Below are 15,648 nucleotides of genomic sequence, written 5' to 3' on the forward strand. Positions count from 1 at the left end.
GGCATTTCAACCGTCAGCAGAAGGACAACAGGCATTGGCAAAGGCAACCGGCAGCGATCCGTCCCTCCTTGCACTGAAGCGGAGGGCACGGCGGATCAACCGGCTGCTAGGCGAGGTTTACCCCTACGCGGTGGCCGAACTGGACTTCAGCAACGCGTTTGAGCTGCTGGTTGCCACGGTGCTTTCCGCGCAGACCACGGACATCAGGGTCAACGCGGTCACCCCTGTCCTGTTTGGCCGGTACCCGGACGCGCGGGCCATGGCGGAAGCGGACGAGGCGGACCTGCAGGAGATTATCCGGCCCACCGGCTTCTTCCGCGCCAAGGCTGCCAGCGTCAAGGCACTGTCCACCAAGCTGGTGGACGAGTTCGACGGCAAAGTGCCGGACCGGCTGGAGGATCTGGTCACCCTGCCCGGTGTGGGCCGCAAGACTGCCAACGTGGTGCTGGGCAACGCTTTCGGCATTCCCGGCATCACGGTGGACACCCACTTTGGCCGCCTGGCGCGGCGTTTCGGCTGGACGATGTCGAAGGACCCGGTGAAGGTGGAGGAGGACGTGGCAGCCCTGTTCGAACCGAAGGACTGGACGCCGTTGTCCAACCGGGTGGTCTTCCACGGCCGGCGGGTATGCCATTCCAAGAAACCCGCCTGTGGTGCCTGCGCCGTCGCACAGCTCTGCCCTTCCTACGGGGAGGGCGAGACAGACCCGGACAAGGCCCGCAAACTGCTGAAGTACGAATTGGCGCCCGGACGCGAGGAACTGCATGCCCGCATGATGGCGGCCGAGACCCGTGCCCAGCTGCGGGCCGCCGGCTTCGGGCTTGAAGCATGAGTGCACGCGCTGACCTCGAGGCGCTGGCCGCTGCGGTAGCCGCCGGGAAAACGTCCTTCAACGCGGACATGGAGCTGCTGCAACGCAGTGTGGACCCTGCCACGGCACGCCCGGCTGCCGTGCTGATCCTTTTCGGGGTCCTCGATGACAGGCCTGCGGACTTCTCCGCCGACGCCGTTCCGGACGATTTGGACGTACTGCTGATTGAGCGGGCGGCTACACTCAGCGACCATCCGGGGCAGGTGGCTTTCCCGGGCGGCTCCGTGGACGCCGCCGACGCCACCGCGGTGGATGCCGCGCTGCGCGAAGCGGAGGAAGAAACCGGGCTCGATCCGGCAGGCGTCCGCGTACTCGGCGAGCTCCCTGCCATCGGGTTGCCGGTCAGCAACTTCCTGGTCAGCCCCGTCCTGGGCTGGTGGGACAAACCCACCCCGGTGGATGTGGTGAACTACGGGGAATCGGCGTCGGTTTTCCGGGTACCTGTCGCTGACCTGCTGAATCCGGACAACCGGCGCATGGCCGTCCTCCCGGACCGCAAGGGTGCGCCCCGCACTCCCGCGTTCCTGGTCGGCGGAGTGCTGGTCTGGGGATTCACCGGCATCATCCTCTCCAGCGTGCTGGACGAATTGGGATGGACGCAGCCGTGGGACGAAACCCGTGAGGTTGTTCCGGCGCTCTGATGCACCGCCGATGACACGGTGCCGACCCGAAACGGCCGAAGGCCCGTTGAGCGGTATAGAGTATCCGTTGCGCCGCCCATGTTGCGGTGTGCCCGGACACACAGCTCCCTCCGCCCCCAGGGGCAGCAGCGGATAGTGCACGGGGTGTCTTCGTTGCGGCTTGTGGGCGCGGAACAAGTGCCGGCGGCGTGTTGTGGGGGGAACAACTGGTGGCCAATGTCAGTCTGCTGGCAGTAGGGGTGGTTCCGGCTGCCCGCCACTGGTCAGGCGGGGTGCGTCCGGTAGAGCCGACGCCGGGCCGGTTTCGTACCGACATCCAGGCGCTGCGGGCCGTGGCGGTTGGCCTGGTGGTGGCAAACCACCTCTGGCCGGCCGCACTTCCGGGCGGGTTTGTGGGCGTGGATGTCTTTTTTGTCATTTCCGGATTCCTTATTTCCTCCCATCTGTTCCGGGAAATCCAAGCGTCGGGAAGAGTCCGCCTCGCTGCCTTCTACTCGCGGCGGGCACGCAGGCTCTTTCCAGCAGCATTCCTGGTCCTCGGAGCCGCAATGCTTCTGGCGGTGCTGTTCCTGCCCTATCCCCGGTGGGGTGCCACCGCCAAGGAGGTGCTGGCAAGCGTCTTCTATGCAGAGAACTGGCTGCTCGCGGCCAAAAGCGTCGACTACTCCGCCATGACGGAATCCGCATCCGCCGTGCAGCATTACTGGTCGCTCTCCGTGGAAGAGCAGTTCTACCTGTTCTGGCCGCTTGCACTGGTTCTCGTTGCCGCCGTTTCCCGCCGGGTGAGGTCGGCTCCGGACCGGATGCTGCTGGCGGTTGTTGTGCTTGCAGCAGCGGTGTCTTTTGCCGGAAGCATCTATATGACGCAGACCCGGCCGGAGCAGGCGTATTTCGTCACTCCCGTACGGGTCTGGGAGTTTGCGGCCGGCGCCGTGGTTGCCCTCGCCGGAGTCCGCGGGATGGGGCGGCCGGCGCGCAACGTCCTGGCCGTGACCGGTTTCGCCATGATCATTGCCAGCGCGCTGACCTACGACCCCGAAACTGCCTTCCCCGGTTGGACCGCCGTAGTGCCGGTGGCAGGAACCGCGTTGGTGATTGTGGCGGGAACCGGTGCCGGGCGCCTGCAGCACAGCCGGGTCACGGCGCTCCCCCCGGTGCAGTTCCTTGGCAAAATCTCCTATTCCCTCTATCTCTGGCACTGGCCGCTCATTGTTGCCGCTCCCTTTGTCTTGGGAGAAGTGCCAACCGGCCCCCACAAGCTTGCGATCCTGGTTCTCTCCCTGCTGCTCGCCTGGGCAACGAAGCAGCGGGTGGAGGACCGGTGGATCGTCCGTCGAGGCGGCCGGCGTCAGCTGGTGAAGGGAAACGGGTTCCGCCGTCCGGTGGCCGGTATGGCGGTGGTCGCAGCGGTTGCCTGTCTTGTGGCCGGGGCCGGACAGCTAAAGGAAAGCCAGGCCATCGAATTGGCGGCAGCCGGTGCTGCCGGGCCTTGCTACGGTACGGCCGCCGTCGGCAACCGCGACTGCGGAGATCCATTCGCCATCCCGGTGGCCGTTCCGGATATGAGCGATGACAACGGATACTGGCACGTGCCGGAACGGTGCGGGGAGGTCCCGGACCGTCTCCTGGAAGGGGGCGGGCCATCGTCCTGCGACTTCTCGGACGGGGATCCAGACGCCGAGACGGTGTGGATCGCGGGTGACTCCCATGCCCAGCACTGGATCGCAACGGTCCTGGCCCTCGCCGAAGAACGGGGGTGGAACGCCAAATGGACCACTCTCGGCGGGTGCCCTCTTCTCGACGGGGTCCCTCTGGTGTCCTTCAACGGGGGCATCCTCGACCAGATCGACAGGGACAAATGCGCCCGCTGGTCCCGGCTCACTGTCGATGCCATCGAAGCGGATCGGCCCGCAAAGGTTTTTGTGAGCATGTACGCCGAACAGGAGTTCATTGACGACGGAACGGGACGAGGACAGGACGACCAGTTCGAAGACGGACTCATGCGGGTCTGGCAGCGGTGGACTGATGCCGGGACAACGGTGTTTCCGATCATTGATCCGCCGCTGAACGCTTCGGTCCGTGATGGCGACTGCATTGTCCGGCATGCCGCCACGCCGCCGGATTGCGCCGTCCCGAGGGAGGAAGCAATGGCGATGAACCCGGTTTCCCGTGCTGCTGAGCGAATGGACAGTGACATGGTCCGCCTGTTGGACTTCACCGACTACTTCTGCGATCTGCACGACTGTTATGCAGCCGTGGGCGGGGTGGCCGTGTACTACGATGCAACCCATCTCAACTCGACCTTTGCCCGGACCATGGCCCCGGCACTTGGAAAAGAGCTGGACTAGGTCCGGAAAGCGGTGCCGGCAGCAGGCCTGCGGTGAAGTGAATGCCGCCCGGGCCGCTATTTGGCGTCAGCGTAGGAACCGACGGCGGTGACCAGCACGGGGAATTCCAGCGGAATGGAACCGAAGAGCAGCCGGGTGGCGGCAGCCGCGGCGTCGGACACCAGTGCGGTGACCTCCTCGACGCGGCCCTCGGGTACGTGAAGCATCACTTCATCGTGCAGGAAAAACACCAGGTCGCCGGCCGGGGCCTGGGCCGAAGCCGCACGCAGCCTGCGCCGGATCTCCGCCAGCCAGCACAAGGCCCATTCCGCCGCCGTGGCCTGGACCACGAAGTTGCGGGTGAACCGGCCCTGGGAGCGGGCGAGGGAGTCCGCGCGGCGCTGTTCTTCTGCGCTGGTGCTTTGCTGGGCACGAAGTCAGCGTTCTGAAACTGGCGGCGAACTCCGGCCCAAATGGCTGCTGACCGTCCGCCCCGCTTCACCGGCGCGAGCACCGCGTTCAACCACCCCGATGGCGCGCGGGTAGGAGCGGGTCAGGGCCGGCATCAACCGTCCGGCTTCGCCCGAGGTGGCCCCGTACATGGCGCCGAGCATCGCCATCTTCGCCTGTGCCCGGTCCCCGTTGAAGTTCTGGTCGGCAATGCCCTGATACAGGTCCTTGCCGCGGGCTGCTGCCGCCAGGGCGGAATCCTGCCCGAGCGCCGCGAGCACCCGCGGTTCCAGCTGGGCAGCGTCTGCCACTACCAGCCGGTGCCCGGGGTCCGGACGGACGGCGTCGCGGACCGTCTTGGGAATCTGCAGGGCACCGCCGCCGCGGGAAGCCCAGCGGCCGGAGACGACACCGCCCACCACGTACTCGGGCCGGAACCGGCCATCCCGAACCCAGTTATCCAGCCAGGTCCAGCCGTTGGCGGTGAGGAGGCGGGACAGTTTTTTGTACTCCAGCAGCGGTTCGATCGCCGGATGGTGATGCTGCTCCAATTCCCAGGAACGCGTGCTGCGTACTTCTATGCCGGCCCGGTGCAGGGCCCTTAGCAGCTCCTGGGGCGAATCGGGGTTGAAACCGGGGTTGCCCAGCAGTCGGCGCAGCTCTGCCGCGAGTTGTTCAAGACGTTCCGGCCGTGCTCCTTCCCGCGGCCGCGGACCGAGCACATCTTGGAGCATCGCTTCGTGGATGTCCCGCCGCCACGGTATCCCCGAGCTTTCCATCTCCACTGCGATCATTCCGCCGGTGGACTCTGCCGCGGCCAGCAGGTTCAGCCTGGCCGGGGACGAGGACCGCGCGACTGCGTCCAACTGGTCGGCCAATTCCGCCGCCAGTTCGCCGGCAGTGCTGTGGGCGCTCCCGGCCGCGGCGCCGTCGGGAGCTTCGAGCGTGTCGAAGATGGAGGTCTGGTCCGGCGAGGCCTGTACGGGCAACAGCTGCCGCGGTACGGGATCCTCATCCGGCGCCTGTGTCCGGAGCTTCTCCGTGTAAGGGGTTGCCGGTACGGATTCGGCATAACGGAGGATGCCGCGTACGAGGGCCAGGTCATGGCACCGTTCCACCGTGATTCCGGCCGCCAGCATCCGGCCATAGACGCCTCGGGCCGATTCCCAGACCCAGCGCACCGGTGCCGAGCCGCGGTGTGCCTGGTCGAAGTGCCGCACCGCGGCGGGCAGGTCCGCGAACGGCACAACGACGGCGGGAGCCGCGGGAACGCCGGCGTCGTCGGTTTCCTGCAGCGTCCAGGAGCCGGCCGGCCCATCCGCCCAGTCGACACCGGTGCCGGGCGCGAGGACGATGTACATGCCTCTATTCTCACCCGGATCGGTGCAGCACCGGTCCGCCGTGTCCGGGTGGAGCCCCGAAGGCTAGTCTTACCGGATGGGCGAACCACGGATCGATGGACCGGATTTAATGCTCCGGGAACTCAGCGGTGGAACCACTCCGGCGCAGGCCCTCGGGTTTTTTGATTCCCTGCCGCCGGTGCGGGTTCAGGAGCTTACGGGGTCCTGGCAGGGAGCGGAGGTGCCGACGTCGCACCCCCTCGACGGCGTCCTGACCCGGCTCGGCTGGTACGGCAAGCAGTTCGACGGGCCTGACGACGCCCACCCTCTGCTGTTTGCCGGCGGCGACGGCGGGCCGTTCGACGTCAACCCCTGGTTCGTGCCGCTGGGCACGGTGCTGCGGCTGGGGCCCCTGCTGCGCCAGCCGGCGGCGGGCCGCGCACTCCGCCCCCTCCTGCAGCTGGTCCGGACGCGGAAACCACGGGCCCGCCTGCGGATGGTGGAGTACCGCGGCGTACTTTCCGCGGCCATGGTTTACGACTCGCAGCCCATTATCGATTCGTTCCGGCGAGTCAGTGGGAACACACTCCTGGGCGCCATGGACTACCGCGGCCCGCAGGGCCCCTTTATGTTCACCCTTCGAAGAAGCGGCTAGCCGCTCCGGGCCGGCTGATGCCGTGCGGCGGCATCGGGCGCATGTCCGATAGGGCAGACTGGACTGTCACCTTATACGCAGGACGGAATCCCTTGATCACTCTTCAGCAGGACAATGACGGCTTCATTCGGATGGACCGGCACTTTCCGCGCTCCGCGGCCATCCGCATCATCTTCAACGACGGTTCCGCTGAGATCTGCACAGGCGCCCGGGTGAACGAGGCCTACGACGACGCCGTGGCCGTTTTCCGGGAGAAGAACCACCTTGATGCCAAGGGCTTTTCCCGCGTCCGGAAACTGCCGGCCAACTCCAAGATCAATGCTGTGCCGGTTTCCCCCGGGATGGGCCAGCAGGAACCTCAGTAGAAACCTCGGAAAGCGCCTCCGGTGACGGGTCCGGGAGCGGTTCCGGGGACGGCGCCGTCGGGCTGGCGGCGCGGAGGTGCCCGGTGATCAGCTGCAGCAGTTCCGGCACCGCAGCGGCATGGAAGTAGTGCCCCATGCCGGGCATGGTCACGTGGCGTGCACCCGGGATCGCCGCCGCCGTGGCCAGGCCGCCGCTGGGATGCACAATAGGGTCCCGGTCGCCGTGGATCACCAGTGTGGGCACCCGGATCCCGGCGAGGTCGGCGGTGCGGTCCTGCGAGGCGTGGATTGCGCCCAGTTGCCGGGCCCGGGCGTGCCCGCGGTCCGGGTAGGCACCCCGCTCCCATGCGAGGGCGGCCAGCGGGCCCTCGACGGCGGGATCGGCCGGATTGGCCCGGCCGGACAGGTGCCGCATCATGCCCACCCGCGCGCGGACGAACTCCTCCCGGGTGCGGGGTGGGCGCTGTGCGAACCGGACCTTGGTGGACAGCGCCGCGGCACCGACCTTGGGTGCGCCCGTGGTCGAAATCAGGGAGGTCAGGGTCAGGGTCCGCGCCGGATGGCGGGCCGCGAAAGACTGGGCAATCATCCCGCCCAGTGACATCCCCGTCACGTGTGCCCGGGCCACCTGAAGGTGGTCCAGCAGCCCGGCGACGTCGTCGGCCATGTCCTCGATCCGGTAGGCGCCGGGCATGGGCCGGGCGAGCGCCTGATGCAGCAGGGTCGGCACAGGGGTGTCCATTCGGGTGGAACGTCCGGCATCCCGGTTATCCAGGCGGATCACCCGGTAGCCAGACGCTGCCAGCCCGTCCACGAGCGCCGCGGGCCAGGCGGTCAGGTCCAGCCCGAGACCGGAAACCAGGACTACCGGCTCACCATCCTCCGGGCCGTCCACGCGGAAGCACAGCCGCACCCCGGAGGCGAGGGTGGCAAAACGGTCCGCACCCGGACCGGTTTCGGCGCCCGGGCGTTCCGGACCCGTAAAACGCAGGTGTTCGTCCGCCAAGACGCCGTTCTGCAGGTCCCGGCGGTCCGCCAGGAAGTTCATGGTCATCAGCCACGGTGCCTGCGTGCCCTGACGCGGCAGGGACGCCAGGCTGCGCTGGACATAGCCGGCCCCGAAATCCAGGAGCGGGCGCGTTTGGAGCGCTTCCGGCGCCACCGGAACCGCAGCGGTGTAACCGTGCCGGTCCATGGACGTCAGCAGACGGGAGAACCACTGGGTCAGCAACCCCACCTTCAGGGTCCAGGCCGCATTGGTGTAACCGATGGCGAAGGCCATGTTGGGGATGCCGCTGAGCATCACTCCGCGGTAGGCCACGTGCTCGGGCAGGTGCACTGGGGCACCGTCCAAGCGCAGTTCCATGCCGCCCAGAACCTGGATGGTGAACCCGGTGGCGGTCACGACGACGTCGGCCTCCACCTCTTCGCCCGATGCCAGCCGGAGTCCGTGTTCCGTGAATCCGGCGAGCTGCCCGGTCACCAGCGCAGCGTGGCCGCCGCGCAGGGCGGCGAAGAAGTCGCCGTCCGGCGCTGCGCAAAGCCGCTGGTCCCAGGGTTGGTAGGGCGGGTTCAGGTGGGTGGCCAGATCGAACCCCGGCGGCACTACCCGGGACTGGATTTTGCGGATGGCCTTCCGGGCCAGGTTTGGCCAGCGCTGGCAGAACGCCCAAATAGCCCGTTGCCGGCGGGCACTGATCTCGGCCATGATCCGGCCGGTGCGCTCAGGGCCAACGACGCCGCGCAGCCGGCGGGCAATGGGGTCCTCCGCCGGTATGGGCAGGATGTAGGTGGGGGTCCGTTGGACCATGGTGACCTCTGCTCCGAGCGTGGCCAGCGCCGGTACAAGCGTGACCGCGGTGGCGCCGCTGCCGATCACGGCGATCCGCTTTCCGGCCGGGTCCAGATCCTCCGGCCAGTGCTGCGGATGCACAATCCGGCCGCGGTAATCTTCGCTGCCGGGAAGGTCCGGCGTGTATCCCTTGTCGTAGCGGTAATAGCCGGCCGCATTGAAGATCCAGCGGGCGGTCAGGTGCAGGAGTTCCCCGGTGCCCACCGGTTCGGGCCGGGTGCCGTCGGAACCTGGTTCCGGTGTCCGCATTATCTCCACCGTCACGTTCCACCGAGCATCGGCGCTGGACCAATCCGCCGCTACCACCCGCTGGTGGTAGCGGATCAGGGTGTCGACGCCGTATTCGGCCGCTGTCTCTTTGAGGTAGCTCAGGATGCTTGGTCCGTCGGCTATGGCTTTCTCCTCCCGCCAGGGGCGGAAGTCGTAGCCGAAGGTATACAGGTCCGAGTCGGACCGGATCCCCGGGTAGCGGAACAGGTCCCAGGTCCCGCCGGCCCGGCTCCGGGATTCGAGCAGGGCCACGGAGCGGCAGGGATGGTCCTGGCGAAGGCGGCAGGCCGCACCGATGCCGCTGAGGCCGGCACCGATGATCAGCACGTCCAGGTGTTCCGGGCCGGATGGATAGTGCGTGGAGTTTTCGGGTGCCATGGTGATCCGTTTCCTTGTCCGCGGGGTCCTCTGCCTGCGCCGACCCTACCGCCGCCGGCGGACATTTCGTGCAGGATTCCGGGTAGGGATTTCCTACACGGGAGGTTCGGGATCGTATTGGATTCCGCGCCGAACCTGTTTGGCCCGTTCTTCTCCGGCCAGCCGGCGGACCAGGTGCAGGGCCATGTCAATGCCGGCGCTGACCCCGGCACTGGTGACCACGTCGCCGTCGTCCACCCAGCGGTCCTCGGACCGGATTTCGATGCTGGAATCCCATGCCGCGAGCCGATCCAGTGCATCCCAGTAGGTCGTTGCCGGGCGGCCGGAAAGCAGGCCGGCAGCGGCGTAAACCAGGCTTCCGGTACACACACTGGCCATCAGGGGGACATCGGCCCGCAGGGCGCGCATCCAGTCCAAGTGCTCCGGATCCGCTGCCAGCGCCCGGGTGCCGTGTCCGCCGGGGTGCAGGAACACCTCAAAGTGCGGGGCTTCAGCCGCGGAGAGCTGCGGCGTCAGAAGCATGCCCTTGGCCGCAGTGACCGGGGCACCGTCGGCGGACAGCAGGACGACGTCGTATCCGTCTTCGGGGAAGACCTGGGTCCAGTAGGCCAGGACTTCCCACGGACCGACGGCGTCGAGTTCTTCCACGCCGTCAAAGAGCAGTATGCCGATGTGCTTCATGCCGGTCATCCTGCCAGTGCCGCCGGTGAAAGCAGGGAACGACACAGCGCCGGGGCAGGTTCCGGTGGCCTGCGGCGGTTCCCGGAACCGGAACCTGGTCCCTCTCTTCCTCCACATCCGGAACCGGGACCGGGTCTGGCTGCCCGGCCGGTGCCTCGCCCCCGGGCAGGAACCGGGACTGGCACGGTGGGTGCCATGGAAAAGGATCACGGCTTGGCTCAGGACTTCTCAGGGGCGGGCATCTCAGGGGCGGGCATCTCAGCACCGGACTTCCCAACGGCGTACTTCCCAACGGCGGAGGCCGCAACGGCGGAGGCCGCAACGGGACGGAGCAGGCTGAGGCCGGCATCTGCCGGGAGGCGGGGCAGGCGGCTGCGCGGAGCCATTGCCCGGGAACGCGGTCCGGTGGTGCTGGTGTCCGGGGACCAGGAACTGCAGGACGAGGTGGCCCGCTTGGCTGCGGCGGCCGGGGTGGAGATCACCACGGCCGGCAGTGTCCCGGCTGCCGTGGCCCTGCAGCCGGATGCGGTGCTCGTGGGATCCGACTACCTGCGGAATTCCGGAAACAGCTCCGGTGCCGGATTCGGTGCAGCCTTCCCCTCCGGAGCAGGGAAAGCGGAAATTATTGTGGTCGGACTGGCAGCGGATACCCAGGTCTGGGAGGCCGCCGCCGGGAGCGCCGCGGCACGCGTTGCGATCCTGCCTGCCGCAGCAGCCTGGCTTGCCGGCTATTTGGGCCGGGGCAGGGCAGGCCCCGGCGGTCTGGTCGTAGGGGTGTTGGGTGGCTGCGGCGGTGCAGGGGCGTCCACCACGTCCTGCTGGATCAGCTCCGCGGCTGCGGAAGCCGGCGAATCGGTCCTTCTGATCGATGGAGACCACTGGGGAGCCGGATTGGAGTGGGGATTGGGGACCGCTGAGGCGGAGGGCATCCGCTGGCCGGACCTTGCAGGGCTGAGCGGGACCCTCAACCCCGTCCAGCTGGCTGCCGGGCTGCCTGCGGTGGCAGGGTTTTCGCTGCTCGCCCGCGGCAACGGCGAACCGTCCAGGGACGGCGGCGTTGTCCTGGCCGTTATGGATGCGGCCCGTCGGGGATACGGCGTAACCGTGTTGGACCTGGGCCGCTCCACGGGCCTGGAATTCCTGCTTCCCTTCTGTGACCAGGTGTTGCTGGTGGTTCCTGGACGCGCCGGCGGCATCCTCGCGGCGCGGTCGCTGCAGCCGGATTTGGCCGGGACACCGGTGCAGGTGGTGGTGCGCGGACCGCTCGCGGACGGGTGGGACGAACAGCGGGTAGCCGAAGCCACAGGGTACCCATTGGCCGGTTACCTGCCGTTCCAGCGGGGCATGGAGCAGGCCGCGGAGAACGGGCGCATCCTGGCCGGCCCGGCCCGGCGCAGGATCGCCGTGGCGTCGCGGCGGATCCTCGCGGAAACCTTGATGGCCGGGAGGGCCGCGTGAGTCCCGGGAATAGCGGAGGCCGCTCTGCTGCCTTTCCGGGCAGGGCGTTCCCAGGTGCTGCATTCCCCGGCACAGCGGTCCCGGTGGGTCCCGATCCGTTGCTCAGCCGCGTGCGGGACCGGATCCTGGCGCATCCGGAACCGGTCACCGGGGCACGGCTGGCGGAGGCGGTCCAAGCCAGCGGCCGGCTGCTGGGATCGGAGGGAACCCTGCAGGCTGTGGACCGGGTCCGCGCCGAACTCCAAGGCCTTGGGCCGCTGCAGCCCCTGGCTATGCTGCCGGACGTCAGTGACATCCTGGTCAACGGCCCGGACCGGGTGTGGGTGGACGCCGGACACGGGCTGGAGCTGACCGGGGTTCGCTTTGCCGCAGACTCCGATGTGCTGGCACTCGCCACCCGACTGGTTGCCGCGGGGGGACGGAGACTGGACGACTCGTGCCCCTGCGTTGACGTCCAATTGCAGGGTTACCGGGTTCACGCGGTACTTCAGCCTGTCTCCACGGGATCAACCCTGCTCTCCATCCGGATCCACCGTAACCGCGCCTTCACGCTGGCTGAGCTGGGCCGCGGCGGCACCATGGACGGCCGGTGTGAAGCGGTGCTTCGGGAAATTGTGCGGCGCCGGTTGAACTTCCTTGTCAGTGGGGCCACCGGTTCCGGCAAGACCACCCTGCTCTCCACGCTGCTGGCCCTCAGCGGAGCACAGGAACGGCTGGTGCTCGTGGAAGACGCCGCGGAGCTGGCTCCGCTGCACCCTCACGTGGTTGGCCTGCAGAGCAGACACGGCAACGTGGAAGGCAGCGGGGTGCTGGAGCAGGCGGAACTGGTCCGCCAGGCCCTGCGCATGCGGCCGGACCGGCTGGTGGTGGGCGAATGCCGGGGCGCTGAAGTCCGGGAGCTGCTGGCCGCCCTCAACACCGGCCACGACGGGGCGGGCGGAACCATCCATGCCAATTCGGCTGCGGATGTGCCTGCCCGGCTGGCCGCCCTCGGTGCTCTGGCCGGTATGACGCCGGAGGCGGTAGCGCTGCAGGCAGCCGCGGCCCTGGACGTCATCATCCACCTCAAACGGGAAACCGGTCTCCGCGTGGTGTCCGAGGTAGCGGTACTGGCGCTGGAGGACGGTGTGCTGAAGGCTGTTCCGGCGCTTGTCCGCACAGGCGGGGAATACCGGCAGGACAAAGCGTGGGAGCAGTTGCAGCAGCGGCTGGCGGACCGCTTGGCCGGCGGTGCCTGCTGATGCCCGGAGCGCGCCGGACCCGGCATCCGGAAGTGCGGCCGTGACCGGACTGACCCTTGCCGTGCTGCTGTCCGGGGCCGCCTTCCTCGTATGGGGCAGGTGGCCGGCGCCGGTCCGGGAGGTTCTTGAAGGCAAGCCTCTTCACGGTTCGGCCGTGCGGTTGCAGCGCGCCCGGACGGCGGACCCGGACCCGGATGCTCCGGCACTGCTTGTCCGTGAGCTTGCAGGACTGTTATCAGCGGGACGGTCCGCGCAGCGTGTATGGGCTGACGCTGCCTCCTTGTACACCGCGAAAAACCCGGCCGGCGGCCGGATACATCCTTTCCTGCCGGTGCTCCAGGCCGCCGGGGCAGCAGCAGCCCTCGGTTTGAGTCCGGTTGCCGTCTTCGCTGACGCTGCTGTGCGGGACAGCGGACGGCGCGGCGCGGGACCGTGGCGGGCCGGACGGAAAGCCGGCACTGCGGACCGGCCGCCGGTAGGCGGCCGGCTGGACGGGGCCGGACAGGTCGGGTTGCTGTGGGCCGGCCTGGCCACCTGCGTTCGGGTGTCCGAACGCAGCGGTGCCCCGCTGGCCGCCGTCCTGATGCGCTACGCAGGGCAGTTGGACGATTCCCGGGATGCTGCCGCGGACCGGGCAGCGGCGTTGGCCGGACCGCGGGCTACGGTCCGGTTGCTGACCTGGTTGCCGGCCGGCGGGATGGGACTTGGGTATCTGTTGGGCGGCAATCCGCTGCAGATACTGGCGGGGACGCCGCTTGGATGGGTCGCGGCGGGTTCTGGCTGTGGTTTGTGGCTGGCCGGGTACTTATGGTCGGGCTGGATAGTGCGAAGGGCGGCCGACCCGGCGGAACCGGCGGACCAGCGATGAACGGACTGGCAGTGTTCGTCCTTCTGGCCGCTGCCGCAGTCCTGCTCCTGGCGCCCGGAAGGGGCTTGCCGGGCATCGGCCCAGGCCCGAGTGCCGCCCAGCCGAACACGGAGGCGGGTGTCAGTGATCCGGCCCTAATGCTGGATTTGGTGGCGGCGATGCTCAAAGCCGGACAACCGCTGTCCTCCGCCCTGGCGATACTCGCCGAAGGTGTGGACGCTTCCACCGCACGGTGCCTTAGCCGCCTGCTGGGTGCCTCCAGCCTCGGGGCTCCGTGGGAGACCGCATGGCAGCTTGCCTGCAGCGAGGAGGCAGGACCAGCCGGAACCGGGACGGAACCGGTATCGGCGGCCTTCCTTGCCCTCGGGCCCGCACTGCGCTTCACCGCGACAACGGGGGCACCGTCGGCGGCCGTCATTCATTCCCACGCTGATGCCATGCGCCGCCGGCGCCGGGCGGAAAGCAAACGGCGTGCCGCCACACTCGGGGTCCGGCTGGTCGTGCCGTTGGGCCTGTGTTCCCTGCCCGCCTTCGTCGCCCTGACCGTGGTGCCGCTCCTGCTGTCCCTGGTCCCGGGGTGGCAATAACCGTCCTTCCTCGAACGCTGCTTTCCTTCCTCCACAGCAGGCAATCGGGGAGCCGTTGTCCTTGTGCGGGACGCGGGCTCCGGCGGCGCACGACGCCGGAAGGCAGGATCGAAGTTCCACGGAACTCCAAGCAGGAGGAACACACCATGACACTGAATCCGCCGGTCGCACCGCCGAAACCGCTGGCCGCACCGCTGATCCCGCCCGCTATGCACCGCTTGCTCCAAGCCCCGCCCCGCTTGCCGCTGCCCGCATCGCGGTTGCCAGTGTCCGGACCGCTGCGGCAAGAACGGTTGGCCCCGGATGCTACGGGCCGGGCAGGAGCGAACGTGCGCCCGGCGCCCGGTGCACGCTCCGGCTCCCGCTGCAGCAATCCGGAGTCCGACGGACGCCACGGCGTGCACCTTCTGTCCACCCCGCCGGCAGCTCCCAGCCGCCCGCTTTCGCTTATGAAGCCCGCTGATGCTCCGGCCGCTCCGAATCCGTCGCCTCATCCGTCTCTTTCGTCTGGTTCGGCTGTTCCCGCGTGGACGGACCGGGAGGCGGGGATGGCCACCGCGGAATATGCCATTGCCACCCTCGCTGCGGTTGCTTTTGCCGGGCTGCTGGCGGTTGTACTCGGCAGCGACGAAGTGCGGTCCATGCTGGTCTCGCTGATCCGGTCCGCACTGACCCTTGGGTGAGGACAGGTGTGAGGACTTGGGTGAGGACTTGGGTGAGGACAGGCGTGAGGGCAAGGATGCGGGCCAGGGCTGCGGAACCAGACCGGGCCGCGGAACCAGACCGGGCTGCGGAACCAGACCGGGCCGCGGGAGGCCGGGTACTAGGCGACCATGGCGCAGTGACGGCAGAGTTTGCGGTGGCGTTGCCGGCAGTCGTGTTGGTACTGGCCGCCGGGCTGACCGGAATCGCAGCCGGTGTGACGCAGCTGCGGTTGGAGGAGGCGGCCCGGGCAGCGGCTCGGGAGGTGATGCGGGCAGACAGCTCCGCTGCCCAGGCAGCGGCGGCGAGGGTGGCCGGTCCGTCGGCGGAACTGGTCCTGTCCGGGGAAGGACCGTGGATCACGGTGGAAGTGCGCAGCGCCCTGTCCTTGCCCTTGCTGAACATGCTGCCGCTGGAGCTCTCCGCAGATGCCGTGGCCTTTCCCGGGGATGGAGGCCTGCCCGATGGGGTTCCGCGCTGAGACCCCGGAGAAAGCCGGAGAAGCAGACGTCCGGGACAGGGGAGCGGGAACCGTCGCTTCCATTGGGATCTGTCTGGTGCTGGTGGGGGCTGCCGTGTTCGGCCTGGTTATGGTTCAGGTCTCGGTGGCGGCCATCCGGGCCGGTGCAGCAGCCGACCTGGCCGCGCTCGCCGGTGCCGACGCACTCCGCGGGCTGGGCCCTCCGGGACCCGTCGGCGCGGGAGCCAGCGAAGACGCCTGCGAGGTAGCGCGGGGCGTGGCGGCCCGGAACAACGCGCGGCTCGCCGACTGCAGGGCCGATGCCGGCCGGGGCACGGTCACAGTGCGGGCAGAGGTGCTGGTGCCCGCACTTCCAGTCCGGGCAGCGGCCGCCGCACGCGCAGGACCGCCGGAATGAGGGCAGCAGGCGTCTTGGTGCAGCGTCCAAGGATGCCAGGCTCCGGTAAGCGTCCCCCTCGCCCACACCAAGGCAGCGTCCCCT

15 protein-coding genes and 1 pseudogene are annotated in these 15,648 nt (G+C 68.6%); 12 read left to right on the top strand and 4 right to left on the bottom strand.

Annotated features, from left to right (window positions below; all coding sequences use genetic code 11):
• Window positions 1–34: 34 nt before the first annotated feature.
• The 3 genes from nth to QNN98_RS03710 all read left to right on the top strand — a co-directional run bounded on the left by nth (window position 35) and on the right by QNN98_RS03710 (window position 3,860).
• Window positions 35–832, top strand: coding sequence for an endonuclease III (nth, locus tag QNN98_RS03700; protein ID WP_227925376.1), 798 nt, complete (start codon window positions 35–37; stop codon window positions 830–832).
• A complete protein-coding gene (locus QNN98_RS03705; RefSeq protein WP_283996304.1) occupies window positions 829–1,512 on the top strand; it encodes an NUDIX hydrolase in 684 nt (227 codons plus the stop codon). The genes nth and QNN98_RS03705 overlap by 4 nt, the downstream gene beginning before the upstream one ends.
• A 209-nt stretch (window positions 1,513–1,721) precedes the next feature.
• A complete protein-coding gene (locus QNN98_RS03710; protein WP_283996305.1) occupies window positions 1,722–3,860 on the top strand; it encodes an acyltransferase family protein in 2,139 nt (712 codons plus the stop codon).
• Between the two features lie 56 nt (window positions 3,861–3,916).
• Here the strand turns inward: QNN98_RS03710 and QNN98_RS16440 are convergent.
• Both QNN98_RS16440 and QNN98_RS03715 read right to left on the bottom strand, forming a co-directional pair.
• A pseudogene (locus tag QNN98_RS16440) lies at window positions 3,917–4,216 on the bottom strand (bifunctional 3'-5' exonuclease/DNA polymerase); the annotation flags it as partial.
• A gap of 60 nt (window positions 4,217–4,276) precedes the next feature.
• Entirely contained in the window at window positions 4,277–5,650 is a 1,374-nt protein-coding gene (locus QNN98_RS03715; protein ID WP_349643204.1) for a bifunctional 3'-5' exonuclease/DNA polymerase, read from the bottom strand.
• Between the two features lie 76 nt (window positions 5,651–5,726).
• Between QNN98_RS03715 and QNN98_RS03720 the strand changes: the two genes are divergently transcribed.
• Complete coding sequence (locus QNN98_RS03720) at window positions 5,727–6,284, top strand: DUF4334 domain-containing protein (RefSeq protein ID WP_227925365.1); 558 nt, start codon at window positions 5,727–5,729, stop codon at window positions 6,282–6,284.
• Window positions 6,285–6,376: 92 nt separating this feature from the next.
• On the top strand, window positions 6,377–6,649 hold the full coding sequence (locus tag QNN98_RS03725; RefSeq protein WP_227912608.1) for a hypothetical protein: 273 nt from the start codon (window positions 6,377–6,379) through the stop codon (window positions 6,647–6,649).
• Here the strand turns inward: QNN98_RS03725 and QNN98_RS03730 are convergent.
• Window positions 6,600–9,149 (bottom strand): alpha/beta fold hydrolase, encoded by a 2,550-nt coding sequence (locus QNN98_RS03730; RefSeq protein ID WP_283996306.1) that lies wholly within the window; start codon window positions 9,147–9,149, stop codon window positions 6,600–6,602. The two genes, QNN98_RS03725 and QNN98_RS03730, sit on opposite strands and share 50 nt — an antisense overlap.
• Before the next feature lie 93 nt (window positions 9,150–9,242).
• Window positions 9,243–9,830 (bottom strand): DJ-1/PfpI family protein, encoded by a 588-nt coding sequence (locus tag QNN98_RS03735; protein ID WP_349643205.1) that lies wholly within the window; start codon window positions 9,828–9,830, stop codon window positions 9,243–9,245.
• Window positions 9,831–10,025: 195 nt separating this feature from the next.
• On the opposite strand from QNN98_RS03735, the gene ssd reads away from it, so the two are divergent.
• The 7 genes from ssd to QNN98_RS03770 all read left to right on the top strand — a co-directional run bounded on the left by ssd (window position 10,026) and on the right by QNN98_RS03770 (window position 15,564).
• Window positions 10,026–11,288 (top strand): septum site-determining protein Ssd, encoded by a 1,263-nt coding sequence (gene ssd / locus QNN98_RS03740; protein WP_283996308.1) that lies wholly within the window; start codon window positions 10,026–10,028, stop codon window positions 11,286–11,288.
• A gap of 83 nt (window positions 11,289–11,371) precedes the next feature.
• The gene (locus tag QNN98_RS03745) at window positions 11,372–12,529 is read left to right on the top strand and encodes a TadA family conjugal transfer-associated ATPase (RefSeq protein WP_283996309.1); all 1,158 of its coding nucleotides are present in this window, start codon (window positions 11,372–11,374) and stop codon (window positions 12,527–12,529) included.
• Window positions 12,530–12,569: 40 nt separating this feature from the next.
• A complete protein-coding gene (locus tag QNN98_RS03750) occupies window positions 12,570–13,397 on the top strand; it encodes a hypothetical protein (protein ID WP_283996310.1) in 828 nt (275 codons plus the stop codon).
• Window positions 13,394–13,984 (top strand): type II secretion system F family protein, encoded by a 591-nt coding sequence (locus QNN98_RS03755; RefSeq protein ID WP_283996311.1) that lies wholly within the window; start codon window positions 13,394–13,396, stop codon window positions 13,982–13,984. The genes QNN98_RS03750 and QNN98_RS03755 overlap by 4 nt, the downstream gene beginning before the upstream one ends.
• 449 nt (window positions 13,985–14,433) lie before the next feature.
• Entirely contained in the window at window positions 14,434–14,667 is a 234-nt protein-coding gene (locus QNN98_RS16445; protein ID WP_349643207.1) for a DUF4244 domain-containing protein, read from the top strand.
• Window positions 14,668–14,825: 158 nt separating this feature from the next.
• A complete protein-coding gene (locus tag QNN98_RS03765; RefSeq protein WP_283996312.1) occupies window positions 14,826–15,167 on the top strand; it encodes a TadE family type IV pilus minor pilin in 342 nt (113 codons plus the stop codon).
• Window positions 15,151–15,564 carry an Rv3654c family TadE-like protein gene (locus QNN98_RS03770; protein ID WP_283996313.1) on the top strand — a complete coding sequence of 138 codons (414 nt, stop codon included), beginning with the start codon at window positions 15,151–15,153 and terminating at the stop codon, window positions 15,562–15,564. The genes QNN98_RS03765 and QNN98_RS03770 overlap by 17 nt, the downstream gene beginning before the upstream one ends.
• Window positions 15,565–15,648 lie beyond the last annotated feature (84 nt).

The organism is Arthrobacter sp. zg-Y1143, from assembly GCF_030125565.1.
Lineage (GTDB): Bacteria > Actinomycetota > Actinomycetes > Actinomycetales > Micrococcaceae > Arthrobacter_B.